The organism is Bradyrhizobium sp. YCK136 (assembly GCF_044570075.1).
GTDB classification, from domain to species: Bacteria; Pseudomonadota; Alphaproteobacteria; order Rhizobiales; family Xanthobacteraceae; genus Bradyrhizobium; species Bradyrhizobium diazoefficiens.
Map to the genome: position 1 here is coordinate 4,900,265 of NZ_CP172424.1, position 24,509 is coordinate 4,924,773.

18 protein-coding genes, 2 tRNA genes and 1 pseudogene are annotated in these 24,509 nt (G+C 65.8%); 1 reads left to right on the plus strand and 20 read right to left on the minus strand.

From position 1 onward, the window contains the following. Window positions 1–100: 100 nt before the first annotated feature. The 13 genes and pseudogenes from ACFLEY_RS24005 to ACFLEY_RS24065 form a co-directional block, all read right to left on the minus strand. Window positions 101–877: a PopZ family protein gene (locus tag ACFLEY_RS24005; protein ID WP_211433382.1), complete on the minus strand. Its 777-nt coding sequence runs from the start codon at window positions 875–877 to the stop codon at window positions 101–103. Between the two features lie 306 nt (window positions 878–1,183). Next, on the minus strand, window positions 1,184–2,575 hold the full coding sequence (locus ACFLEY_RS24010) for a TolC family outer membrane protein (protein WP_211433393.1): 1,392 nt from the start codon (window positions 2,573–2,575) through the stop codon (window positions 1,184–1,186). 206 nt (window positions 2,576–2,781) lie between these two features. Continuing rightward, window positions 2,782–3,444, minus strand: a complete 663-nt coding sequence (locus ACFLEY_RS24015; protein ID WP_060912258.1) for a protein-L-isoaspartate O-methyltransferase — start codon at window positions 3,442–3,444, stop codon at window positions 2,782–2,784. A 138-nt stretch (window positions 3,445–3,582) separates the two neighbouring features. Beyond that, window positions 3,583–3,762: a hypothetical protein gene (locus ACFLEY_RS24020; RefSeq protein WP_011087243.1), complete on the minus strand. Its 180-nt coding sequence runs from the start codon at window positions 3,760–3,762 to the stop codon at window positions 3,583–3,585. A 216-nt stretch (window positions 3,763–3,978) separates the two neighbouring features. Then, window positions 3,979–4,053: transfer RNA gene (locus ACFLEY_RS24025), tRNA-Asn, on the minus strand. Window positions 4,054–4,190: 137 nt separating this feature from the next. Then, on the minus strand, window positions 4,191–4,559 hold the full coding sequence (locus tag ACFLEY_RS24030) for a hypothetical protein (RefSeq protein ID WP_060912259.1): 369 nt from the start codon (window positions 4,557–4,559) through the stop codon (window positions 4,191–4,193). Between the two features lie 211 nt (window positions 4,560–4,770). Continuing rightward, window positions 4,771–5,169 (minus strand): annotated as a pseudogene (locus ACFLEY_RS24035) (flotillin domain-containing protein); the annotation flags it as partial. A 568-nt stretch (window positions 5,170–5,737) separates the two neighbouring features. Beyond that, complete coding sequence (locus ACFLEY_RS24040; RefSeq protein WP_011087239.1) at window positions 5,738–6,121, minus strand: RidA family protein; 384 nt, start codon at window positions 6,119–6,121, stop codon at window positions 5,738–5,740. Between the two features lie 17 nt (window positions 6,122–6,138). Continuing rightward, entirely contained in the window at window positions 6,139–8,469 is a 2,331-nt protein-coding gene (locus ACFLEY_RS24045; RefSeq protein WP_211433392.1) for an acetamidase/formamidase family protein, read from the minus strand. A gap of 281 nt (window positions 8,470–8,750) precedes the next feature. Next, the gene (locus tag ACFLEY_RS24050) at window positions 8,751–9,992 is read right to left on the minus strand and encodes an acetamidase/formamidase family protein (protein WP_060912261.1); all 1,242 of its coding nucleotides are present in this window, start codon (window positions 9,990–9,992) and stop codon (window positions 8,751–8,753) included. Between the two features lie 43 nt (window positions 9,993–10,035). Next, entirely contained in the window at window positions 10,036–11,658 is a 1,623-nt protein-coding gene (locus ACFLEY_RS24055) for an amino acid ABC transporter permease/ATP-binding protein (protein ID WP_060912262.1), read from the minus strand. Further along, window positions 11,658–12,587 (minus strand): ABC transporter substrate-binding protein, encoded by a 930-nt coding sequence (locus tag ACFLEY_RS24060; RefSeq protein ID WP_011087235.1) that lies wholly within the window; start codon window positions 12,585–12,587, stop codon window positions 11,658–11,660. Before ACFLEY_RS24060 ends, ACFLEY_RS24055 begins: the two co-directional genes overlap by 1 nt. Before the next feature lie 420 nt (window positions 12,588–13,007). Beyond that, window positions 13,008–13,271 carry a hypothetical protein gene (locus ACFLEY_RS24065; RefSeq protein ID WP_060912263.1) on the minus strand — a complete coding sequence of 88 codons (264 nt, stop codon included), beginning with the start codon at window positions 13,269–13,271 and terminating at the stop codon, window positions 13,008–13,010. Window positions 13,272–13,518: 247 nt separating this feature from the next. On the opposite strand from ACFLEY_RS24065, the gene ACFLEY_RS24070 reads away from it, so the two are divergent. Further along, entirely contained in the window at window positions 13,519–13,713 is a 195-nt protein-coding gene (locus tag ACFLEY_RS24070) for a hypothetical protein (protein WP_060912264.1), read from the plus strand. 81 nt (window positions 13,714–13,794) lie between these two features. Here ACFLEY_RS24070 and ACFLEY_RS24075 read toward each other — a convergent pair whose 3' ends face one another. The 7 genes from ACFLEY_RS24075 to ACFLEY_RS24105 form a co-directional block, all read right to left on the minus strand. Continuing rightward, window positions 13,795–13,941, minus strand: coding sequence for a hypothetical protein (locus ACFLEY_RS24075; RefSeq protein ID WP_165448159.1), 147 nt, complete (start codon window positions 13,939–13,941; stop codon window positions 13,795–13,797). A gap of 202 nt (window positions 13,942–14,143) precedes the next feature. Next, a tRNA-Cys gene (locus ACFLEY_RS24080) sits at window positions 14,144–14,217 on the minus strand. Window positions 14,218–14,369: 152 nt separating this feature from the next. After that, window positions 14,370–15,104 carry a tRNA-uridine aminocarboxypropyltransferase gene (locus ACFLEY_RS24085; protein ID WP_028174085.1) on the minus strand — a complete coding sequence of 245 codons (735 nt, stop codon included), beginning with the start codon at window positions 15,102–15,104 and terminating at the stop codon, window positions 14,370–14,372. Between the two features lie 37 nt (window positions 15,105–15,141). After that, window positions 15,142–18,249 (minus strand): efflux RND transporter permease subunit, encoded by a 3,108-nt coding sequence (locus ACFLEY_RS24090; RefSeq protein ID WP_060912265.1) that lies wholly within the window; start codon window positions 18,247–18,249, stop codon window positions 15,142–15,144. Next, the gene (locus ACFLEY_RS24095; RefSeq protein ID WP_060912266.1) at window positions 18,249–21,398 is read right to left on the minus strand and encodes an efflux RND transporter permease subunit; all 3,150 of its coding nucleotides are present in this window, start codon (window positions 21,396–21,398) and stop codon (window positions 18,249–18,251) included. Before ACFLEY_RS24095 ends, ACFLEY_RS24090 begins: the two co-directional genes overlap by 1 nt. A 36-nt stretch (window positions 21,399–21,434) precedes the next feature. Then, window positions 21,435–22,817, minus strand: coding sequence for an efflux RND transporter periplasmic adaptor subunit (locus ACFLEY_RS24100; RefSeq protein WP_028174088.1), 1,383 nt, complete (start codon window positions 22,815–22,817; stop codon window positions 21,435–21,437). After that, window positions 22,807–24,258, minus strand: coding sequence for an efflux transporter outer membrane subunit (locus tag ACFLEY_RS24105; protein WP_249162784.1), 1,452 nt, complete (start codon window positions 24,256–24,258; stop codon window positions 22,807–22,809). The genes ACFLEY_RS24100 and ACFLEY_RS24105 overlap by 11 nt, the downstream gene beginning before the upstream one ends. Window positions 24,259–24,509 lie beyond the last annotated feature (251 nt).

Genomic DNA, 24,509 nt, shown 5'->3' on the forward strand with positions numbered 1-24,509 from the left:
AAGGTCAACGGAGAGCCTGGCGGCAAAACGGCTTCCCGGCCCGGTCGAGAGGTCAAATGTGACGTACAAGCGGGGCTTTATGAGGGCTCCGCGACCGGCGCTACCTGCCGCCGCGCGAGACCCGCTCGATTTCGGCCTTCACGATGCGTTCAACGAGGCCCGGCAGGTTGTCGTCGAGCCACAACTTCAGCATCGGGCGCAGCATCTCCTTGACCAGGTCCTCCAGCGTCCGCGCGTTGCTGCTGAGCACCGTATGAGCCAGCGAGTTGAAGGCGGATTCGACAGCCGAGACCGTCGATTGCGCCAGGATCGGCTGCTGCGGCGGCAGCGGCGGCGCATCGAAATCCACCGATGCGTAGGACGGCGGCGCCGGCGCCGGGCGTGGTGGGGGCGATTCGGCGAATTCGAGATCGTCGCGCGGCTCGACCTTGCGGAAGCTCGGCGGCGGCGGAGGCGGCGTCGGCTCCGGGTCCATCGCCATGTCGTCGGTCAATTCGAGCACGTCGGGCTCGGGCTCCGGCTCGGGATCCGGGGCGCGGACCTCGGGCGCCGACGTGGCTGTGTCGAGCCCCGCCAGCAGCGCGTCGATATCGTCCTGGCTGTTTGGCCCGACATCCGCGGCAGGTGCAGGCGGCGGGGGCGGCGCCGGCTTTGCGGCCGGCGGCGGGGCGGGCTTCTCGGCAGCGGGCTTGGCGGGTGCGACCTTGGATGGCGGAATGTCGTTCATCGGCTTCGGCGGCGCTGCCGGCGCCGCGGCTTTCTCGGGCTTCGCGGTGTCTGCCGGCGGCGGCTTGGCCTCGTCGTCGGCAATGATGCGCCGGATCGAGGCCAGAATCTCCTCCATCGAGGGTTCTGTGACCTTTGCAGGCTGCGTCATCTCCGACTCCACATCATCAACGCCCTCGCATGCGTTGTTTTACACCAAGCACGGCAGGATTGGCCGGTTCCGCAACGGACGCCCCGACATTTTCGTCGCGGCAGGCCGACTTGTCCCCAGATCACGGCTCAACGTGCGGCGGTGCGCCCCTGCCCTCGGCACTCAAGCTTTACGCACACGACATCAGGTGCGGGGGCGAATCGACCCGCATCTTCTTGGCAAGGCTATGTCAGGGATTTTGATGATTGCAAGCAAAGCGCCGGTCGGCCTCGGCTGTTTGCGAGGCTGACCGGACACTTATGGGAATCAGCGCCCGTCGGGCGTGCGCGCACCAGCCCAGCTGTCGCGGATCTGCTGGTAGTGCACGCTCGGATCGTAGACCGTGGTGTTGAGACCGAGCACCTGCGGCGCGAGACGGCCGACCGCGTTGAGCACCGAGTAGGACGCCACCACGCGGTCATGCTGCGCAGTGACGAGCGCAACGCGTGCGTTCACCAGCGCCTGCTGCGCGTTGAGCACGTCGAGCGTGGTGCGCTGGCCGGCCTTGGCTTCCTCGCGCACGCCGTTCAGCGCGATTTCGGAGGCCGTGACCTGCGCCTGCGCGGACTGCACCTGCGCCTTGCCGGCCTCCAGCTGGCCCCAGGCCTGCACAATGTTGGCGCGGGTCTGATCGCGAGTGGTTTCAAGATTCAGGCGTTGCTGCGCCAGGTTCTCTTTCGATTGGCGGATGAGCGAATATTCGATGCCGCCCTGATAGATCGGCACGGAAGCCGTCGCGATGGCGGAAGCGGTCGTCGTTCGGAAGACGGTCAGAGTCTGCTGGAACTGCTGGGTGATGCCCGCCTGAACCGTGACCGTCGGCAGCAGCGCGCCTTCGTTGATCTTGACCTGGAGATAGTTGACGTCGATGCCGTACATCGCAGCCGTGACGCTCGGGTTCTCGACCAAACCGAGATTGACCGCGGCGGCGATCGTCGCGGGCAGGAAGCGGTCGACCGGCGAGCCCGGGGCAAGATTCGTCGGCTCGTTGCCGATGATCCGGCGGAAGTTCGCGCGCGTCGTCGTGAGATTCGATTCAGCGGTCAGAGCCTGCGTCCTGCCCGCAGCCAGCTGCGCTTCGGATTGCGCCACGTCGGTGCGGGTAACCTCGCCGACATTGAAGCGATCGCGCGTCTGCTTGAGCGTCTGTTCGAGCACGCGCACGTTGCTGCGCTGAACTTCGAGCGTTGCCGCATCACGCAGGTAGTCCATGTAGGTGCTGGCGGCCTGCAGCAGAACGGTCTGCTCGAGCACGCGCAACCCCTCGCGAGACCCTGACACCTGGCTCTCCGCAGCGCGCGTCTTGTTGGCGGTCTGATTGCCGTTGTAGAGCGTCTGGTTGATGGTCAGGCTGGCGGCGTTGGGCTGAAGGGGATTGGGTTCATGGATCCCCGGGCCCCTCTGCACCTGTTGGATATCCTGATATTGATACCCGGTGCTCGCCGTCAGCGCGACCTTGGGACGATAGCCTGACAAGGCCTGCGGCACGTTTTCGTCAGTCGAGCGCACCTGGGCGCGCTGTGCGTTGAGCTGCGGATTGTTCTGATAGGCGCGCACCAAGGCGGCCTCGATCGTGTCCGCCAAGGCAGGCGTCGGCCCGGCAAGCGCCAGCACCAAGACCGAAACCGCAGCTCCGGTGAAGAGCTTCACCCCATGCATCCCAAAAATTCCGTTCATTCTAACGTCCGGCTCGTGCCCGCGAGCTGGGTTACCGTCTACCGAGTGGAGTCGTTGCCCCGTCGCAACATAGGACGCGGATTGGCGCGACGGAACTACCTCAAGGTAGTTCTCGGTGGAAACTCTTCACGTGCAGCATCCCGGCCACACTTCTGATTCAGAACGGGATTTTAACGGGCTTTGGAGCGTCAGAAGACGAAGGCGGCGGCCCGTTCCAGCCCTGGGAGGACCGGCGCAGCGGCATCGAACAGCGCCCGATGGCCGAATTCGCCGTGGGTATGGGTCACGATCACGGCCCGCGGCGGCCGGGATTCGGCAGATACCCCCACCAGACGCCCGCCTTCCCTAAGCTGCCCGAGCAGCCCTTCCGGCGTCACCTCGACAGCGCCATTGAGGATAATGACATCATACGGTGCGGCAGAGGGGTCACCCTCGGTGCAGGAAGCGGCTTTGCAAGTGACATTGGCGAGCCCGAGGGCGGCGAAGGCGTCCTTGGCTTTCGTAACCAGGGCCGAATCGCATTCCGTCGCGGTAACCCGACCCGCCAGCTTGGCGGCCAGTGCCGCGAGGTAGCCCGTGGCGCAGCCGACCACCAGCACGTTGTCACCCTCGCCGATCTCGGCGGCCTGGAGCAGCTTACCGGTCAGCTGCGGCTTGATCAGGAACCGCTTGCCGCCGCCCTCGCTCACATCGAGGTCGAGGTCGAGATAGGCCAAGGCCTGGCGGCTCGCCGGCACGAAGGCCTCGCGCGGAACCGTGAGCATGGCGTCGAGGACACGGCGATCAGTGACGTCGTTGGTGCGCACCTGGCCATCGACCATTTTGAGGCGCGCGGTCGAGAAACCGGACATTTGCGGACCCTGAAATGCGGACGATGCCGCGGACGAAAGTTGCCGGCATCTTTGGAACATGCCCGGCGAAAACGCAACATGGCCGTTGGCCTCCGCCGGCCAACGCCTCCGCGACTCGCCGCATCAGGGGGCGATGGACTATTCGATCGTCACCGCGAGGCGGCCGATCAGGGCGGCGACCTCGTCCAGCCGCGCCGAATCGGGCGTCTCGACCGCGCGCGCCAGGCAGGCGATGCATTCGTCGTCGCTGAGCTCGGGAATGTCGGCCGGCAGAATCGAGGGAGCCAGGTGGGCACGGTCGATCTGGATGTGGGGCATGGGAATCAGCTCCGTAAGAGTCCGGCCCTGCCAAGCTTGATTTGAATTAAGTCGATTTGGTGCCAAGCCGCACGGAGGCGAAGCTGCGGTCGGGAACGTTTGCTTGAACACTATTCTGCGTCGGATTCGGGCACGCACCGTGTTGAGAGATGGCCCGAGCGACATCGCGCACCACATCAAGGCGCGACTGCAAGCTACTGAAATTAAGGCGGAATTTGGCTCCCCGGGCTGGATTCGAACCAGCGACCATCCGATTAACAGTCGGATGCTCTACCGCTGAGCTACCGAGGAAAAGGCGAACCGTTCGTTCGCGCGCGGCTGCGTATAACAAAGCCGGTTGCGCTTGCAAAGGACGAATTCGTCATCTTCCGCAACGCGCCTGAGGAAGGGCCGGACGGCCCCTCCTCCGGGCCATGTCGGGCGGAAAACTATTCGGCGACGAAGGACGTGGTCTTGGTGCCGGAGTCGTAGCGCAGCCGCAGCGCGGTGAACTTGCAGAGGTTGACGTTCTTCCAGAGCACCGACTCGTCGTAGTTCTGCCAGTCGACGCGGATGTTCCAGACACATCCCTCGTCGTCATCGTCGAACTCGACATAGGTGCTCGCCTGGTTCTGCAAAACCTTGTCGAGCTCGTTGTCCCATTCGTCCAGGCCATCGTCCGGCGCGTTGAAGCCCAGGAATTTGATGGCATAGCCGGTCTCGTTGACGACGGTGACGTTGCGGGCGTCCGCCGCGAACGACGGTGTGGCGGCGATCGAAAGACCGATCGCGACGAGTGCAGCCAGAAAATACTTCATGTGAAATTCCCCCGATCGAAACAGGCTTTAAGCGCCTGACGTCGATCGGCGCAGGCGCCGCGGCAACCAATGGCGTTGCCTCCAACGGTTCGTCCGGAGCGTGATCGAAAGGTTCAACACGCCTCGATCAGCACTCCGGAGCCGTGCGCGACGCGAGACGCGCACGGGGATTTCTTATCGATTCGAATTCTCAGCAGCAATGAACGGGCGTTCATAGATCGGCGGCGTTCGTTTTCTCCGGCGCGGGCGCCGGCACAGCGGCACCGTTGCTCTTGCCCGTCACGGCGCCGACCAGCGCCTGCACGGGATCATCGCCCGGCGCAAAACCGCTCTGGCGCAGGATCTCGTCGATCATCGGACGCAGCGCGTGCACCTTGAGCAGCTCGCCCGCGAGCCCTTCGCCGAAACCGACATTGCCTCCGCCGGCGCCATTGCCGCCGAATGCGCCGCCGGTGTGCAGGATGCGGACGTCCTTCAGGTTGGCGATCGGCTTGACCATCTCGGCGAGGGCCGACGGCATGATCTCGATCCGCTTCTTTGCGATCTCGAAGTCGATGACGTTGTTGCCAAGCTTGTTCTGCGCCTCGTTCTTCATGGTGATGACGGCAGCTGCACAGCGGCATACAGGTGAAGCCATAACAACCGGCCTTCCCTGCGCAGTGGTTTGACGGCTTATGCCGCGTTCTCCCCGGGGAGCGATGCACTATTGCCCCCGTCGCCTTGCGGATCGCTGATGTGCGCGCCCGGTCGGGCCGCCGCATCACCACAAGACTTGGCGCACAGACCCCGGGCGCCAGGACGACACGGTTTTGCCGTACGCAGATCACACCGGTCGTGTGCGCGACGGCCTTCGCTCACGGTTGCCCGCCCTGCGATGCCCATCGCGCCGATGTGACTAGCGTCCACCGCAGCTCACCCCGCGTGTCGTGACGATCGCGATACGCCCCTCTGACCGGGATGAGGTGGCGCACGAATACGCCAAAGCCGAATTTCGGTAAAGTGGAATATTTTCGCTTGAGCGGATTGACCCGCGACTTGGGTGTCTTGCCCGACGGGCAACGCAAGGGATTGTGGGGTCGCAGTGTCTATCTCCGCAGAAGCAGAAGTGGTGGGTTACGCCAGCCGACCAGCGCTTCGCGTAGCCGCTCGGCTAACCCACCCTACAAAGCACACATGCCTCACGGCCGCCGGCACACCAGGTCGATCTCGATCAGCGCGTCATAGGCAAGCCCGGTGACGCCGACGCAGGTGCGGGCCGGCAGCCGGTCGGGCGCGAAGTAGGTGCGGTAGGTCTCGTTCATCGCGGCGTAGTCTTCCTTGAAACGCGTGAGGTAGATCCGCGTCATCACGACGTGCTCGAGGCCGAGATCGATGCCGGCCAAAACCACTTTCAGGTTCTCCATCACTGCTCGCGTCTGCGCCACGATGCCGTCGGGCAGCACGCCCGGCGACTGCGGCGTGTCCGGCATCTGGCCGGTGACGAAGACAAAGCCGTCGGTCTCGACGGCGTGGCTGAAGGGCGCCACCGGCTTCGGTCCGCCGCTGATCATGTGGAATTTCACTTGGGATATCCTTGGGGTTAGGAGGCGTTCTCGAACAGGCGCTTGCTGAGGATGGCGTGCACGCCCCAATTGCCATCGACGACTTGCGTGACGCCGAAATCGACGGCGGCCGACATCAGCGCGATCGCCTCGTCCTCGCTGAGGCCCTTCACGTTCATCAGGAAGCGCCGCATCTTGCGGAAGGCATCCTTCATGGCAAGGTCGAGCGAGGACTTGGCGTAAACTTCGCTCTGCCCCTGCGCGCCGAACTCGGCGAGATAGTTGGGATGGCTGAAGCCGGTCAACACCCAGTCGGTCGCGGTCTCGATCAGGGGATAGGAGAGATCGGCGAAAGGCTGGCCGGCAAGGTCGGCCTTCTTGTGCAGGATCACCTCGAAGGTGCCGGTCATCGAGCACTCGATCGCGGTGCCGCTGAGTTCGCCGTCGCCCTGGGCTGCGTGGGGATCGCCGACCGACAGCAGCGCGCCGGGGACGGAGACCGGAAGATAGACGGCCGCCCCCTTCCCCAGCCGCCAATTGTCGAGATTGCCGCCGAAATAGGACGGCGGCACGGAGTCGACGAAATCGACCTCGCGCGGCGCCACCGCGATCACGCCGAAATGCGGCCGCAAGGGAATGCGGATTCCGTCGAGCACGGCGTGGCGGCGCTTGATCGTGGCGGGCATGACGGGAACGCCGGGATAGTCGTAGGTCGCGTGCACCACGCCGAACGGATCGGTCTGTGGCTCCCAGCGGTAGGAATACAGCGCGCGGGCGTGCGGCGCGACGGTGTCGTCAAATATCTCGTAGATCGTCACGGCTTCGCGCGGCTTCGGACCGCCGAGAAACTCGTTGTAGTGATAGCCCCACCACGCCGCGACCGAGGAGCCGAACACGCGGCCGGCATGGATCGGATTGCGGCTTGCGCGCGGCACGATGTCGAGGATGCGCACTTCCAGAACGTCGCCGGGCTGGGCGTCCTTCACCGCGACGGGCCCAGTGCAGATGTGCACGCCAAACCCCTCGCCGGCGCCGCGGCCGAACACGCTGGCATCCATCGGCCCTGCCCCGCGGCGATCGACGTTCTTTCGATCGCGCGTCCATCCGAACACGCTCTCGGCGCCGGCATCGCCCGCGATCATCATGTCGGGTGCGTCGGAGGCGTGTTGGGTCAGCGTCTCGATGGTGATGGTGTCACCCGAAGCGATCTCGATCTGTGGCTGCAATGAGCGGCTGAAATAGCCCCAATGGACGCGGCTGTCCTCGACCGGGAGATGGTGATGCCTGCGCTCCGTTGTCGTGCGCTCCTCGGCGCCGGCACACGCGACGCTGCTGCGTGCCTCCACGCTCGGATGCACCCGGAGCTGCGCCAGCGCCTCCTGCGGCCAGCCACGCTGACCGGCGACGCCGTGCTGCGAGGTCGCCCGCTCCGCCTCCTGCTGGCGGAACTCGCGCGGCGGCAGGCCGAAGCGATGACGGAAGGCGCGGCTGAAATGCGCGGAATCGCCAAAGCCATAGGCGTAGGCGATCTCCGAGATCGAGCGATGCGCCTCCGCCGGATTGGACAGGTCGGCCCAGGCGCGCTGGAGCCGGCGTTCGCGGACGTAGTGGGTGAAATTATCGCCGACCGTCTCGAACAGCTTTTGCAAGTAGCGCTCGGAAATCCCCTCGGCCTCAGCGACGCGCGCGGGCACCAGCTCGGGATCGTCGAGCCGGCGCTCGATGGTCTGGCAGATTCGGTGCAGGAGCGCCGCCTGTGTCGCGCTCGAGCCAGCCTCGGACGTCGAGGCCGCCAGTTGATGCGCGAGCGTCAGGAGGAGATCGACGAGGCTCTGCGCGACCGCATTCCATTCGGCATCGCTCAAGCTGTCGAGCGTGCGCGCGGTCGCGTCGAGCAGGCGCGCGAACACATCGGCAAAGCCGCCGGGCGGCACGACGCGGGGCTCGCCGAGCCGCGGCTTGCCCGAGAACCGCCCGTGCAGCGCTTCGGAGGTCACCGACAGAACGATCGCGCGCATGTCGCGCTGGAACACGATGCTCCAGTCCCCGATGCGCGGCAGCAGCACGAGATGTCCGACGGGAACGATGCGGTGGCCGCCGGCGCTCTTCAGCACCATGCCGTCCTCGACCGGCATCAGTGCGATCGGAATGTCTTCGTTGAATTGCGAGAGCGGACCGATGGTCTGCGCGCCCGCGGCCATGCGCGTCAGCGCGACGCCCGCAGTATGGCGATGCGATGCGGTTGCATGTCCGTCAAGGAAGGAATGGCCGGTCGCCGGTTGCAGGCCGACGGCAGCCAGCACGTCCCGCCAGGCTTCGGGGCGGTCGTCTTGCGCGTAGGACTCGCTCGTGAACGGCCGGAAGCTCATCGGATCAACCCAGATTGCAGTTGATCGAAGCAACCTCTGTGCCAGACGCACGCGATCCTCCGTCGCAGCGACGGGCCGCAAATGGGGCTCGTTGGTCATCCTCTCATTCCGAAAACAGGCTAACCTTCAACGTGTTAGAGCATGATGAGCTCGTCTTGACGCTCGTCATTCCGGGGCGTGCCCAAGCGCGAACCCGGAATCCATCGGGCGCAGAAGACGGTGGTGAAATGGATTCCGGGTTCGACGCTTTGCCTCGCCCCGGAATGACAAGACGGAGAGATCTAATCGCACCGGAAGATGTTCTTGCGGATCGTGCCGTGGACGCCCCAATTGGCATCGACCACCTGGGTGACCCCGAAATCGGCGCCGACCGACAGCAGCGAGATCGCCTCGTCCTCGCTGAGGCCGTGCACCGTCATCAGGAACCGGCGCAGCTTGCGGAACGCATCGCGCATCGCACGGTCGAGGCTCGAGTGATTGGCGATCTCGGTCTGTGCGTCGGCCCCGAGGGTTGCGAGATAGTTCGGATAGGTGAAGCCGTAGAACGACCAGGCCTGCTCGGTCTCGAGCATCGGATGGTCGAGGCCTTCCAGATTGGTGCCGGCCAGATCGGCCTTCTTGTGCAGGATGAATTCGAAATCGCCGGTCAGCGAGGTCTCGATCGCGGTGCCGCCGAGCTCGCTGTCGCCCTGGGCGGCGTGGGGATCGCCGACCGAGAAATAGGCGCCGGGAACCGCGACCGGATAGAACATCCGCGCGCCCTTGCCGATGCGCCAGTCGTCGATGTTGCCGCCGGTGTAGCTCGGCGGGATCGAGCTGACGAAATCGGCTTCCGACGGCGCAAGGCCCATGGTGCCGAAATGCAATCGTGCGGGCACCTTCACGCTCGCGAGGATGTTCTCGCGCTTCCTGATGGTGGTGTGGTCGACGCGGACCCCGGGATAGTCGATGATCGGATGCACGATGCCATCAGGGTCGGTCTGCGGCGTCCAGACATAGTTGTACACCGCCTTCGCGTAGGGCTCGCCCGAGGTGTCGAGCTCGAAGATGGTGACGACCTCGCGCGGCTTCGGCTCCTCGATCAGGTCGTGGTAGTGAAAGCCCCAGTTCGCTGCGACATTGGAGCCGAAGCAGCGGCCGGCATGGCAGGCGCTGCAGCTCGGCCGCGGCCTGATATCGAGGATGCGCACTTCGAGAATGTCGCCGGGCTCGGCGCCTTCGATCGCGACCGGGCCGGTGAGGAGGTGCACGCCGATCCCCTCGCCCGCGCCGCGGATGAACGGGCCTTCGACGGGGCCCGAGCCGCGCCGCGCCACCGCCTTGTGCTCGCGCGTCCACTGGAACACGCTCTCGGCGCCGGGATCGCCCTGGATCATGCGCTCGTAATCGTCGTTGGCGTGATGGGTCAGCGTCTCGATGGTGGCGCGGTCGCCCGAGCGCAGCGTCAGGGCCGGAGCGACCGTCTTGGAGAAATAGCCCCAGTGAACGGTTTTCGGCGAAACCGGCAGCGTGAAATGCGTCATGAGGTGGCCTCTTCGGGAGTCTTGAACCTTGTGGAGACTGCGCTCATCGGACCGCCTCCGGTGTCTTGTCGGCTTCCATTACGCTGAGGAAGCGCGCGGTGAGTGGATTGCGGGGGTTGGAGAGCACCTCGTGCGCCGGCCCCTCCTCGATGATCGTGCCGCCGCTCAGGAAAGCGACGCGGTCGGCGACTTCATCGGCGAAGCGGATCTGGTGCGTCGAGATGATCATGGTGAGGCCGTCGTCGATGGCGAGGCGCCGGATCACCTCCAGCACCTCGTTGACGAGCTCGGGATCGAGCGCGGAGGTCGGCTCGTCCAGCAGCAGCACGCTTGGGTTCGGCGCAAGCGCCCGCGCAATGGCGACGCGCTGCTGCTGGCCGCCGGAGAGATGCCGCGGCAGCGCATCGGCGCGGTGCGACAGCCCGACCCGGTCGAGCAGCTCGGTGGCGCGGCGCTCGGCATCGATCCGGGGCATACCGTGGACCCATCGCAGAGGACCGGCGATGTTCTCCTTTGCCGACAAATGGGCAAACAGATTGAACTGCTGGAACACCATGCCGACGCCGACGGTCGCCCGCTCGTTGGCGATCGCCCGCGGCGACAGCAGCTTGCCGTCGTCGTCAAAACCGAGACGCCGGCCGCCGACGCGCACGGTGCCGGCGTCCCAGTTTTCGAGATGATTGATGCAGCGTAGCAGCGTGCTCTTGCCGGAGCCGCTGGGGCCGAGCAGCGCGACCACCTCGCCGACGCGGACCGTGAGGTCGAGACCTCTAAGCACCTTTTGCGGGCCATAGCTCTTGGTGAGGTCCTTGGCCTCGACCGCGATGTTGTTGCGCGCGATCGTCGCGGCGCGGCGGGTGCGCTCCTCGCGGGTCAGCGCCAGCGGCGCGGTGTCCGCGAGCTCTGCTTGTGCGGGCTCCGGATCATCAACGGTGACGGCTGCAAGTTCGAGGTTGGTGCCGAGATCGACGCGGCGCCACGGCAGGTAATCAGCAAGCTTGCGCTCGCGGCCCTTGGCACGGTCGAGATCGAGCAGCCATTCGACGAACAGCTGGATGACGCTGATGGTGGCGGTCAGCACGAGATACAGAAGGCCCGAGGCGAAGAAGATCGAGAAGAAGTCGAAGGTCGAGGACGCCAGCTGGGTCGAGCGCAGCGTCAGCTCCTGGACCGCGACGACGGAGGCGAGCGAGGAATTCTTCAGCGCGCTCACCGCCTCGTTGCCGAAGGCCGGGATCATGGTGCGGATCGCCTGCGGCGCGATCACCCGCCACATCAGGATCCGCGGCGTCATGCCGAGCGCCTGACCGGCGGTCACCTGCCCGCGGTCGACGCCGAGCACGCCGGCCCGCAGCATCTCGGCGATGAACGGCGCCTCGTTGCAGGCGAGCGCGAGGCCGGCCGCCAGCACCGCCGGCAGCTTGATGCCGATATGCGGCAGCGCGTCGTAGGCGAACACCATCTGGAGGATCAGCGGCGTGCCGCGGAAGATCACGGTGTAGGCCCTGGCGATCGCCGCCAGCAGCCAGAAGCGGGAGAGCTGCATGCCGGCGAGGATCAATCCGAGGATCAATCCGCCGCCGAGCCCGAGGGCGGTCACCTCGAGGGTGAGCTCGATGCCCTCGAGCAGATACGGCATGCTCAGGTAATGGAGGAACAGCGACATCAGTCAGCCGTCAGGATGTCCGGCTCCTTGAAGTTGTTCACGTCGAGCCCATGCTTCTTGAGAAGCTCCATATGCGTGCCGGCCTTCTGCACCTCGATCAGCGCGGCGAGCACGGCGTCGCGGAATTTCGGCTTGTCCTTCGGGACGGCAATGCCGACCGAATACGGGATCGTCACCGCGATCGCCTTCTCCAGCTTGTCCGGATAGGCCTTCACCGCGCTGTCAACGGTGTTGACGTCGTTGACATAGGTGTCGGCGCGGCCGGCGAGGATGGCCTGGATGCAGTTGGCGTTGTTGTCGTAGAGCTGGATGGTCGGCTCCGCCTTACCGGCCTTCTTGCATTCCGGGATCAGGGCCTGGATCAGGGGCACCTCGACATAGCCGGTGTTTTCCGCGGCAGCCGCACCGCACATCGACATGTTGATGCCGTTGATGCCCTTCGGATTGCCCTTGGCGACCAGCACGCCATCGAACACCTTCGAGTAGGTGATGAAGTCGGCGGCCTTGGCGCGCTCCTTGGTGGCGTAGATGTCGGAGATGACGATGTCGGCCTGTCCGGCGGCGAGTGTGGTCAGGAGCGCCGCGAACACCACGGGCTTGTAGGTCAGCTTGAAGCCGAGGCATTCGCCGATGGCCTCGCCAAGATCGATGTCGAAGCCGATATACTTGCTGGGATCCTTGGGATCGATCGTCTCATAGCCCGGCGTGTGGGGGTTGATGGCGTTGACGAGCGTCTTGCCCTTCCAGTCCGGATATTTCCCTTGGAGCGCGGCGCAGGCGGCGGGCGCTGCGGCCTGCGCGCTGAGCGGTGCGGCGAGAACGCCGAGAGCGATGGCGGCGCCGAGCGCGGCCTTGTGCCACGGCAACGATGAGCGTGCGATCCCCCGCCGCACGTTCCTCCGTACTTGGGGCAATACCCGTCTCTCCATATCCAGCTCCTTCGAATTGTCATGGCACTGGCCATGTTCCAGATCTCGGGAGCGAGCCTAGGTGGAGTGCGCCGGGGAAAGCTTGTCCGCGGGCGTACAAAAAATTGGATCGAGGGGGCCCGCAATTTGGGCAAGCCGCTGCACAAAAACTGTTCGCAGGCTTTGCGCGCGGTGAATCGATATTCCGAATTCGGCGGAACCAAATGATCTCGTATCATGCAGGGGTCTGCACGATCAGGGAACCATTCGATTGGGTCATTTGACAGGGATTTGATGCGCTACGGACGTATCTGCGTGCAATATCCGAAGCAGATCACCGCCCCTCCACAGCCTGTCCGCAGCATATCCACAGGGTGACTATGCCGGATTCGCGAGGCCGCACGAGCCACTTGCTGCGCACAAACTCACAGACCCGCTATGTCAGCCGCCGGCCTGATCGAACACGGAACGGCAAGCCTCGCTCAAGCTTGACCGGTTACGGCGCAGGCAGGCCGTGATGGCGCGGACATTGGGGATCTCGCCGGCGCAGAGCCGGTAGACGTCGGGGGTGCAGGCCCGGCGCTGCTCGGGCGTTCCCTGCTGCGCGTGAGCCGCGGAGGCAAACAGCGTCAGGAACAGTCCGACCGTGGAGGCGTGTCGCGCCCGGCTCTTCACACCCGCAAACCGCAAGAACCTTGCCTTCATGACGAAGTCTCCTGTCTGCCCGGCCCGCGTTGGCCGGTGTGTGCAGGGGTAGGAGAAATAAATCGCGGAGAATGTGATCCCTTTCACACGGGCAGCCAGCCCGGGACGCCTAAGTTCCCGCGGGGATTTTCAGGAATCGCTAACCATACGGGACCTGATCGCCGGATCGCTAAAATGCGAACGATCGGCTCAATCGGGAAACAAACCGGCTTTGCGACATTGCGCCATCCGCGTTCCGGAGGGTGCGATGAGCGAAGCCGAATTCAACTTGCTGCTGGATGCCGTCCGCGACGCCATGGTCCATGACGATCTTGCGCCCGCGCCGGAGGAGGAATTCGTGCCCCGCTCGTGGAGCTTCGACGCAACGCCCAAAGCCGCCAATGACAATGAGGGCGCCTGGCCCATGCTGCCGTTCCCGGACGGCTGGTACGCGGCCTGCTGAGGCCACCTTCACCGGGAACGGATGCGCCCGCCTATTGGGCGGTTTGGCATCGCCATGCGCCGGGACCCGGCGCGGCCACGATCAATTCTTGACGCGCTCCTCGCCGTCCTGCGGCACCCGGTCGGGTGCGGCCGGCGGAAAGATGCTGTCATAGATCGCACGGGCCTCGCGGATGAGGCGGGCCCGCTCCAGCTCGGATTTCGGGACAAATCGAACGACGTCGCTCACGTGCTCTCCAGCTTTCAGGGTTCGTGACGCATCACTTCGCAGATGCGAAGTCTATGCCATCGGGCCTGAATCGCTGGTTTCCGCCAAGCCCCGGGCAAACCCGGTGGCAGCGTCCCGCCTCACCCCGGCAGCCGACGGCGAGCGGCATCGGTGGAACCTGCGCCGAATTTGATTTTTTGGCTGAAAAATCAGAAGCTTGTGATGGAGGCCACGACCAGAATTGAACTGGTGTACACGGTTTTGCAGACCGTTGCGTAACCACTCCGCCACGTGGCCCCGTAAGGGCGGACCAATATAGGGGATCAATGGCTTAGGCAACCCCGACCGGGCGGCTAAGCCTTCGCGCCAGCGAGATATCGGCCGAGAATCTCCTCGGTCGCGCCGGCAGCGGCGAACCAGCAGGATCGCGCGGATGACGTAGGCCGAAGTCAGGCTCGCTTGCCCCGCCGGACACCGCGCCGGCGGTCCTTGACCACCGGCTTCGGCGCCAGTTCAGGCATCTCCGCCTGCACCTCGCGATAGCGCGTCAGCATCCGCTCGAAGCTCGCATGCAGCGTCTCGGCGATGTCGGGGCGCCGCTCTAGGCCTGCCAGGATCGCAGCAGCCGCTTCGATGGTCGACAGCCCGTCCTTGCGCGGCTCCTTGCGCAGGCGCCCGTAGCGCGAGGGGCGCGACGGGTTGAGGATCACGCGCTGGCATTTGAGCATCCACGGATTGCGCCACCACAGCGCCTTGGCCTGGCTCCAGGTGCCGTCGAGCAGCACGACGCCTTCGAGCTTGCCGAGGATCGCGCGCTGATTGTCCGCGACCTCGCCCTTGCGGTTGAGCGCGACGATCTCGGCCTCGGCTTCGAGATCGGCCGCGCGGGCCGAGCCAAGATAGAGCACGGCCCAGTGGGAGGCATTCTCGACCGGCTGCCCGAGCGCCTTGGACAGGCTCGGCCAGGACAGGCCGACGCGCACCACGGCATTGGGGAAGTGCTTCGCAGTCAACCGCGCGGTACCGAGCGCCCTGTCCTGCTCCTGCGGATGCTGGAGGATCAGGAGGCCGAGGCGATTTTCAATGGGCGCGACACTGTCGCAGATGCACAGCGGCATCGGCTTCTGGCAGTGCGGGCATTCGGGGATCGGGTCGGCCGGCGCAGCGGCGGTGGGGTTCGACATGGCCGCCGCTATACGCTTTGCACGGCGGTTCAACAACCTATTCCGCCGGTGCGGGCAGCGGACGCCGCCCTGTTCGCCGCCGCAGGCGGTCGATCAGCAGGTAGATCACGGGCGTGGTGTAGAGCGTCAGGATCTGCGAGACGAACAGGCCGCCGATGATGGTGATGCCGAGCGGACGGCGGAGCTCGGTGCCGGGCCCGGTTGCGACGACCAGCGGAATGCCGGCGAACAGCGCCGCCATCGTCGTCATCAGGATGGGACGGAATCGGGCCTGGCAGGCCTCGAAGATCGCCTCCGCCGAGGACAGGCCGCGCCGGCGCTCGGCATCGAGCGCGAAGTCCACCATCATGATGCCGTTCTTCTTGACGATGCCGATCAGGAGGATGATGCCGACGAAGGCGATCACCGTCAGCGGCGTGTTGGTGATCTGCAGGGCCAGCAGCGCGCCGAGGCCGGCCGAGGGCAGCGTCGAGATGATCGTGAGCGGATGGGCGAGGCTCTCATAGAGCACCCCTAACACGATATACATCGCCACCAGCGCGCCGAGGATCAGCAGCGGCTGGCGGCCGCTGGTCCTGGCAAAATCGCCGGCATTGCCGTCAAAACTGCCGCGGATACCTTCCGGCATATGCAGCTCCTCGACCGCCCGCTGGATGTTCTGCGTCGCCGCCTGGAGCGGCACGTCCGGCAGCAGGTTGAACGACACCGTGGTCGAAGGGAACGACTGCGAATGATAGACCGCGAGCGCGGCAAGGCCGCGCGTCGCGCGCACCACGGCCGACAGCGGCACCTGCACGTCGCCGGCGCCGGCGACATAGATGCGATCGAGGTTGGAAGGATCGACCTGGAATTTCGGGTCGATCTCCAGCACGGTCATGTACTGGTTGCGCTGCGTGTAGATGATCGAGATCTGCCGCTGCGAGAACGCGTTGTTCAGCGCGTTGTCGATGTCCTGAACCTTGACGCCGAGCGCCGAGGCCTTCTGGCGGTCGATGCTGAGCGTCAGCTGAAGCCCGCCGGGATCGCGATCGCTGGAAATGTCGGTGATGCCTTCGACGCTCTCCATGCGCTTGGCGACGATCGGCGCCCATTTCTGTAACAGGTCGAGATCGGTCGAGGAGAGCGTGTACTGGTAGTCGGAATCGCTCTGCCGTCCGCCGGCGCGCACGTCCTGGGCGGCGAACATGAAGAGGCGGATGCCGGGCACCGGGAACAGCGCGCGCCTGAGACGGTCGATCACGACCTGTGTCGAGACGTGGTCGCGCTCCTCCGGCGGCTTCAGGCTGATGAACATGGTGCCGCGGTTCGAGGTTGCCGCCCCCGGACCCCCGCCTCCACTGCCGACGGTCGAGCCGATGCCGGCTACGGCCGGATCCTGCATCACGATGTCGGCGAGCCGCTGCTGGAGGCCGAGCATCGACTGGAACGAGATGTCGGCCGAGGCGCGCGTCGCGCCGATGACGAAGCCGGAATCGTCGGTCGGGAAATAACCCTTGGGGACCTTGATGTAGAGCGTCACCGTGAGACCGATGGTGGCGAAGAACACCAGCAGCGTCAGCAGCGGGAATTCCAGCACGGTGCGCAGGGTGCGGGTGTAGAAGGCGACGATGCGCGACAGCGAGCCCTCGATCAGGCGATCGAACAGCGTCGCCGTGCCGGAGGTGGTCTGCCGGATGTAATGGGCGCAGATCATCGGCGTCACGGTCAGCGACACCAGCGTCGAGACCAGGATCGCGAAGGTGAGCGTCAGCGAGAATTCGCGCAGCAGGCGGCCGACGATGCCGTCCATGAAGATCAGCGGGGTGAAGGCGGCGATCAGTGACAGGCTGATCGACACCACGGTGAAGCCGATCTGCTTGGCCCCCTCCAGCGCCGCCTGGAACGGCCGCATGCCGTGCTCGAGATTGCGGAACATGTTCTCGATCATGACGATGGCGTCGTCGACCACGAAGCCGACGGAGATGGCGAGCGCCATCAGAGACAGATTGTCGATCGAGAAGCCCGCGACCCACATCCCGGCGCAGGTGCCGGCCAGCGCCAGCGGCACCGAGATGCCGGCCGCGATCGTCGGCGTCATCCGCCGCAGGAACACGAACACGACGAGCATCACGAGGATGGCGGTTGCCAGCAGGGTCCACTGCATGTCGAGGACGCTGGCGCGGATCGTGCTGGTGCGATCGACCAGGGTGGAAATGTCCACGCCGGCCGGAATCCATTGCTTCAGCTCGGGGATCAGCGCCTTCACGCGGTCGACGGTGTCGATGACGTTGGCATCGCCTTGCTTGGTGATCTGGATCAGCACCGCCGGCTGCTTGTTGAACCAGGCGATCGAGCGGGCGTTGCGAACGGAGTCCTCGATTTCGGCGACGTCGGAAAGCCGGACGAAATTGCCGTTGGAGCTCTTGATGACGATGTCGCGGAACTCTTTCGCGGTGCGCATCTGCTTGTTCAGCGACAGCGTCTCGCTCTGGCGCTCGCCGTTGAAGATGCCGACGGGACCAAGCGGATTGGCGTTGACGATTGCGGTCCGCACGTCGTCGGTGGCGATGCCGGCGTTCGACAGCGCGACGGGGTTCAGCTGCACCCGCACGGCCGGCTGGTCGGCGCCGCTGACCGTCACGTCGCCGACCCCCGGCACCTGCGAGATGCGCTGCGCCAGCACCGTATCGGCGACGTCGTAGATCGCGCTCGCCGACAGTGTCTTCGAGGTCAGCGCCAGCACGAAGACGGGCGCGCCGGCCGTGTTCGCTTTCCGGAAGCGCGGGAGGGTCGGCAGATCGCTCGGCAGGTCCACCAACGAGGCGTTGATCGCGGCCTGCACGTCGCGCGCGGCCTTGTCGATGTTGCGGCCGATGTCGAACTGGAGCTGGATGTTGGTGACGCCGAGCGACGACGTCGAGGTGATCTGGTTGATGCCTGATATCTCACCTAACCGCCGCTCCAGCGGCGAGGCCACAGTCGCCGCCATCACGGAAGGGTCGGCGCCGGGCCGGCTGGCCGAGACGAAGATGGCGGGGAAGTCGACGTTCGGGACCGAGGCGACGGGCAGGAACTCGTAGGCGACGACACCCAGCAGGAACAACCCGATCGACAGCAGCGTGGTCGCGACCGGGCGGCGGATGAAGGGCTCCGAGATCGATGCCATCACTGCATCCCCTCGGTCGCGCCCGCGACCGGTGGGCCGCCGGATTCGGCCGGCGGCAGCGCCTGCTCGAGGCGGCGGTTGATGCGGTCGAGCGCCAGGTAGATCACGGGCGTGGTGTACAGCGTCAGGAGCTGGCTCAGCAGCAGGCCGCCGATGATGGAGATGCCGAGCGGAAAGCGCAGCTCGGCGCCGGTGCCGCTCTCGATCGCCAGCGGCAGCGCGCCGAACAGCGCGGCCAGCGTCGTCATCATGATCGGGCGGAAACGCAAGAGACACGCCTGCACGATCGCCTCGTTGGGCGACATCCCCTGCCCGCGCTCGGCCTCGAGCGCGAAGTCGATCATCATGATCGCGTTCTTCTTGACGATGCCCATCAACAGGATGATGCCGATCAGGCCGATCACCGAGAGATCCTGTCCGCACAGGACCAGCGCCAGGATCGCGCCGACGCCGGCCGAGGGCAGCGTCGACAGGATGGTGATCGGGTGGATGTAGCTCTCGTAGAGCACGCCGAGCACGATGTAGATCGTGATGACGGCGGCGAGCAGCAGCCAGGGCTGGCCGGCGAGCGCCTTGGCGAATTCGGCGGCATCGCCGGCATAGACCCCGACGATGCTGTTGGGCATTTCGATGCGGGTCTCGATCGTCTTCACCGCTTCGACGGCATCGCCGAGGGCTGCGCCCGGCGCGAGGTTGAAGCTGAGCGAGATCGCCGGGAATTGCGCCTGGTGCGAGATCGCCAGCGGCGCCGTGGTGCGCTTCAGCGTCGCCACCGCCGACAGCGGCACCTGGGCGTTGGGCGCGCCGACGATGGCGCTCGCGGCGCCCGGCAGATAGAGCTTTGACAGGATCGAGGGATCGCGCTGGTACATCGGCAGCGCCTCCAGCACGACGCGGTACTGGTTGGCCTGGCCGTAGATGGTCGAGATCTGCCGCTGGGCGAAGGCATCGTTCAGCGTGTCGGTGATGCCTTGCAGGCTCACGCCGAGCTGGCCCGCCCGCGTTCGATCCACATCGAGCTGCGCCCGCAGGCCGCCCTCCTGCGCCTCCGAGGAGACGTCGCGGAACAAGGGATCGCGCCGCATCTCCGCAACCAGCTTGCGCGCCCATTCCGACACCAGCGCCGCATCGGTGCCGGTCAGCGTGTACTGGTATTGCGAGCGGCTCGACTGGGTCGAGATCTGCACGTCCTGCACCGGCTGGAAATAGACGGTCATGCCGGGGATGCCCGACACCCTCTGCTTCAGCCGGGTCACGACCACGCTGACGTCGTCACGCCGCTCGCCGCGCGGTTTCAAGGTCATGACGAGGCGGCCGACATTGGTGGTCGGATTGACCGAGCCGGCGCCGATCACCGAGACGACGCCGACCACGTCGGGGTCGGCCTTGATGGCGTCGGCGGCCTCGGCCTGCCGCTTCTGCATCTCCGCGAACGAGACGTCGGGTCCGGCCTCCGTCACCGCCGTGATCGAGGCGGTGTCCTGAAGCGGCAGGAAGCCCTTTGGCGCCACGACGTAGAGGACGAGGGTTGCGATCAGCGTGGCGAAGGTCACGACCAGCGTGGCGCGCTGGCGCTCCAGAACCCAGAGCAGCGTGCGGTGATAGAACTCGACGGTGCGGTCGATGAAGCGGCTGATCGCAGCGAGGCCCGGCACCGCCAGTTCCTCGTGGGCGTGCCTCAGCAGCCGCGAGCACATCATCGGCGTCAGCGTCAGCGAGACCACGGCCGAGGTCACGACCGCGATCGTCAGCGTCAGCGCGAATTCGCGGAACATGCGCCCGACGAGGCCCGACATGAACAGAAGCGGGATGAACACCGCGATCAGCGACACCGTCAGCGAGATCACCGTGAAGCCGATTTCGCTGGCGCCCTTCAGCGAGGCCTCCATCGGCCCGTCGCCATTCTCCATGTGGCGGACGATGTTCTCGATCATCACGATGGCGTCGTCGACCACGAAGCCGGTGCCGATCGTAAGCGCCATCAGCGACAGATTGTCGAGGCTGAAGCCGGCAAAATACATGATGCCGAAGCTCGTGATCAGCGACAGCGGCAACGCCACGCCCGCGATCAGCGTGGCCCTGAGCGAGCGCAGGAACAGCAGCACCACCAGCGTCACCAGCACGACGCTGAGGATCAGCGTGAACTGCACGTCGCGCACCGAGGCGCGGATGGTGACGGTGCGGTCGGAGACGATGGTGAGGTTCACGCCGGCCGGGATCGCGCGCTGGACCTTCGGGATTTCGGCGCGGATCTGGCTGACGACGTCGATGACGTTGGCGCCGGGTTGGCGCTGGATGTCGATGATGACGGCCGGCGTGCCCTGGTACCAGCCGCCGGTGCGGTCGTTCTCCAGGCCATCGACGATCTGCGCGACGTCGGCGATCGTGACCGGCGAGCCGTTGCGATAGGCGATGATGACAGGCTTGTAGGCCTCGGCGGCGGCGATCTGGTCGTTGGCGGCGATGATGTAGGATTGCTGCGCGCCGTCGAGCGAGCCCTTCGGGCCCGAGACGTTGGCATTGGCGATCGCGGTGCGCAGATCTTCCATGGCGATGCCATAGGCCGCCAGCCGCGCCAGATCCGCCTGGATGCGCACGGCCGGCTTCAGCCCGCCGAGCACGGAAACGCGCCCGACGCCGGAGATCTGGCTCAGCCGTTGCGCCAGAAGCGTATCGGCGATGTCGCTCATCGCCCGCAGCGAGATCGTGTCCGAACGCAGCGCCAGCGTCATGACTGGCGCATCCGCCGGGTTCACCTTGGCGTAGGTCGGCGGATAAGGCAGCGTCTTGGGCAGCACGCCGGCTGCGGCGTTGATCGCGGCCTGGACGTCCTGGGTCGCGCCGTCGATGTCGCGGTTGAGGTCGAACTGGAGCGAGATCTGGCTGACGCCGAACGAGCTCGTCGAGTTCATCGCCGACAGCGACGGGATCTGGCCGAGCTGCCGCTCCAGCGGCGCGGTAATCAGCGAGGCGATCACGTCGGGGCTGGCGCCCGGCAGCTGCGTCGTCACCTGCACGGTCGGGAAGTCGACCTGCGGCAGCGCCGAGACCGGGAGCGAGAAATAGCCCAGCAGCCCGCCGATCAGGAGCGCGATGCCGAGCAGCGAGGTCGCGATGGGACGGCGGATGAAGGGTTCGGAGACACCCATGGGATGCGCCTGCCGCTCAGGCGGCTGTTGTCGGGATCATGGCTGCTTGGCTCCACTTCCCGTTGCCCCGGGTCCCGGTGCCGGCCCGGTCTGTCCCTTCTGGTCGCCTTCGCTGCTGCTCCGCTTGGCGCGGGGCTCGCCGTCCTTTTGGCCGTCCTTGGCGCCATCCTTTTTCTGAGCGTCCGGCCCGCGCGAGCGCTTGCGCGGCGCGAGGTCGGCCGACGGCGTCTGGTCGTCGCGTCCGACGACGACCTTTGAGCCATCGGACAGATTGGCAAAGCCTGTCGTCACGACGCGGTCGTTCGCCGACAGGCCGCTGGCGATGACGGCGTCATGCTCGTTCTGCTGGGTCACCGTCACGGGCTTGGCCGAGACGACGTTGTCTTCGCCGATGACATAGCTGAAGGTGCCGATCGGACCGCGCTGGACCGCCGATGTCGGGACGACCAGCGCCTGCATCAAGGTCTCGACCTTGAGGCGGACATTGACGAACTGGCCCGGCCAGAGCTGGTAATTGGCGTTGGGGAACTCAGCCTTCAGCCTGAGCGTGCCGGTGGTCTGGTCGACCTGGTTGTCGATGCCGGTCAGCTTGCCGGTGTCGATCACGGTGACGCCGTCATTGCCGAACACGTCGACTGCGAGCGCGCCCTTGGCGGCGGCCGCATTGACCCGCATGATCTGCTGCTGCGGCAGGCTGAACCACACCGCGATCGGCTGCAATTGCGTGATGACGACGAGGCCGGTGGTGTCGGCGGCGTGGATGATGTTGCCCTGGTCGACCTGGCGCAGGCCGGCGCGCCCCGAGATCGGCGCAACGATCTTGGTATAGCTCAGCGTCGCCGCCGCATTGTCGATCGCGGCCTGGTCGGCCTTCACCAGCGCCTCGGTCTGGGCGACCAGCGCGCGCTGCGTATCGGCCTGCTGCTTGGAGCCGGCGTTGGAGGCGGCGAGCTGCTCATAGCGGGTGAGGTCAATGCGCTGGTTGGCGAGCTGGGCCTGGTCCTGCGCCTTCTTGGCGACCGCCTGATCGTACGTCGCCTGATAGAGCGCGGGATCGATCTCGCCGACCACGTCGCCCTTCTTGACGTCCTGGCCTTCGGTGAAATTGACCGCGATCAGCTTGCCGTCGACCTGCGAGCGCACGGTAACGGTGTTGAGCGCGCGGATCGCGCCGACGCCGTCGAGATAGACCGGGACGTCCTGGATGCGGGGCGTTGCCGCCAGCACCGGCACCGGCAGATCGGGGCGCTGGTTGCGGCCGTTCGCCTGCTGCGGCTGCTGATGCCACACGGTCCAGCCGAGATAGCCGAGGCCGCCGAGGATCGCGAGCGTGACCAGAGTCAGGATGAAGCCGCCGCGCGACGATTTCCTCACCGTCCCCGCCTTCGCGTCAACCTTCTTATCCGGCTTAAAGAGCATTGACCGGTTTCTCCATCCTCGGTTCCCAGCCGCCGCCGAGCGCCTGATACAGGCTGACGATGGCGAGAAGCCGTGCGAGTTGGGCCTGCGACAGCGCGTCTTCCGCCTGGAACAGGGTCAGCTGGGTGTTGAGCACGGTCACGATATCGGCGGTGCCGGCGCGCAATTGCTGCTCCGACAGATCGAACGCGCGCCGCGAGGCGGTGACGACATCGCGCTGCAATTGCAGCTTGATCGTAGTCTGCTTGATCGAGAACAGCGCATTGTCGACGTCGGCGAAGGCCTGGACGATGGTCTTGCGGTAGGTCTGGAGCAGTTCGTCCTGCCGCGCCTTGGCAAATTCGAAATTGCCGAGGATCTTGCCGCCGTCGAAGATCGGCTGGGTGGCACTGCCGACCAGCTGGAAGAAGGCCGCATGCGGCTGGAACAGCGACACCAGCGCCGAGCTCTGATAGCCGCCATTGCCGGTGAGCTGGATGGTCGGAAAGAACTGCGCGCGGGCATTGCCGATGTTCGCGGTCGCCGAGGCGAGCTGCGCCTCCTGCCGGCGGATGTCCGGCCGCTGCGTCAGCAGCTCCGACGGCAGGCCGGGCGTCACGCGCGGGATCGCGATCCGGTCCAGGGAGCCGCCGAGCACGCGCACGCTCTCGGGCGGGCGCGAGACCAGCACGGCGAGCGCGTTGACGTTCTGGTCGAGCGTCTGGCGCAGCGGCGGCACCAGCGCCTTCTGGTTGGCGACCACGCTCTCCTGCTGGGCAACGTCGAGATCGGTGCCGGTGCCGGCCTTGCGACGCTCCTTGACGGCATCGAGGATGCGTTGCGCGCTCGCGATGTTGCGCTGGGAGGTCCTGAGGCGATCCTGCGAGGTCAGCACCTGGAAATAGGCGTTGGCGACACTCGCCAGCGTCGTGAGCGCGACGACGTCACGATCGAAACGGTTGGCGTTCGCTGTCTCCTCCGCGGTCTGGAGTGCGTCGCGATTCTGGCCCCAGAAATCGAGCTGGTAGCTCGCGCTCAGCGAAGCCGAATAATTGACGACCTCGCGGCCGCCGTTGGTGAGACCCGAGGATGACGAGCCCGAGGTGCGTGAATAGGTTTCCGATCCGCCGGTCGACACGCTCGGCAGCAGCGCGGCGCCCGCCTGCCGCGCCTGGGCGTCCGCCTGGACGATGCGCGAGACGGCGGCGGCGATGTCGAGGTTGACGGTCTGCGCCTCCTCCATCAGCTGCGTCAGCTCGGCGGAACGGAAGCCGCGCCACCAATCCAGCGACGGCGGCGTATCCCCCTTCCCGGCGTATTTGTACTGCGTGGGAACATCGAGCGCGGGATCCGGAAGATCCTGCGTCAGCACGCAACCGCCTGAACCGGCGGCGAGGCACAGCACGGCAAGCCAGCGCGCCGCACGACGCGTCCGGGACGCAGAACCTAGAGACCGCCGCATGACGGTCGCCAGAACATGCTGTGTCACTTCCACCCCCCGCCGGGCAGACCGAGCCGCCACCGCGCAGCCGGATTAACCGATTCGCGGCCGGACAGTCGGGGGGCTTCGTGTAGCTCGATCACAACGGTGATGCTTTCAGCGGAACTTTGAGCTTCATACTAGCCGGGCGCGGAACAGCGGGACAGTCCCGCAGGTGCGAGATGGCGACCCGGATGCGCGGATATCCGCGCCATGAAAGTGCAAGATATGGC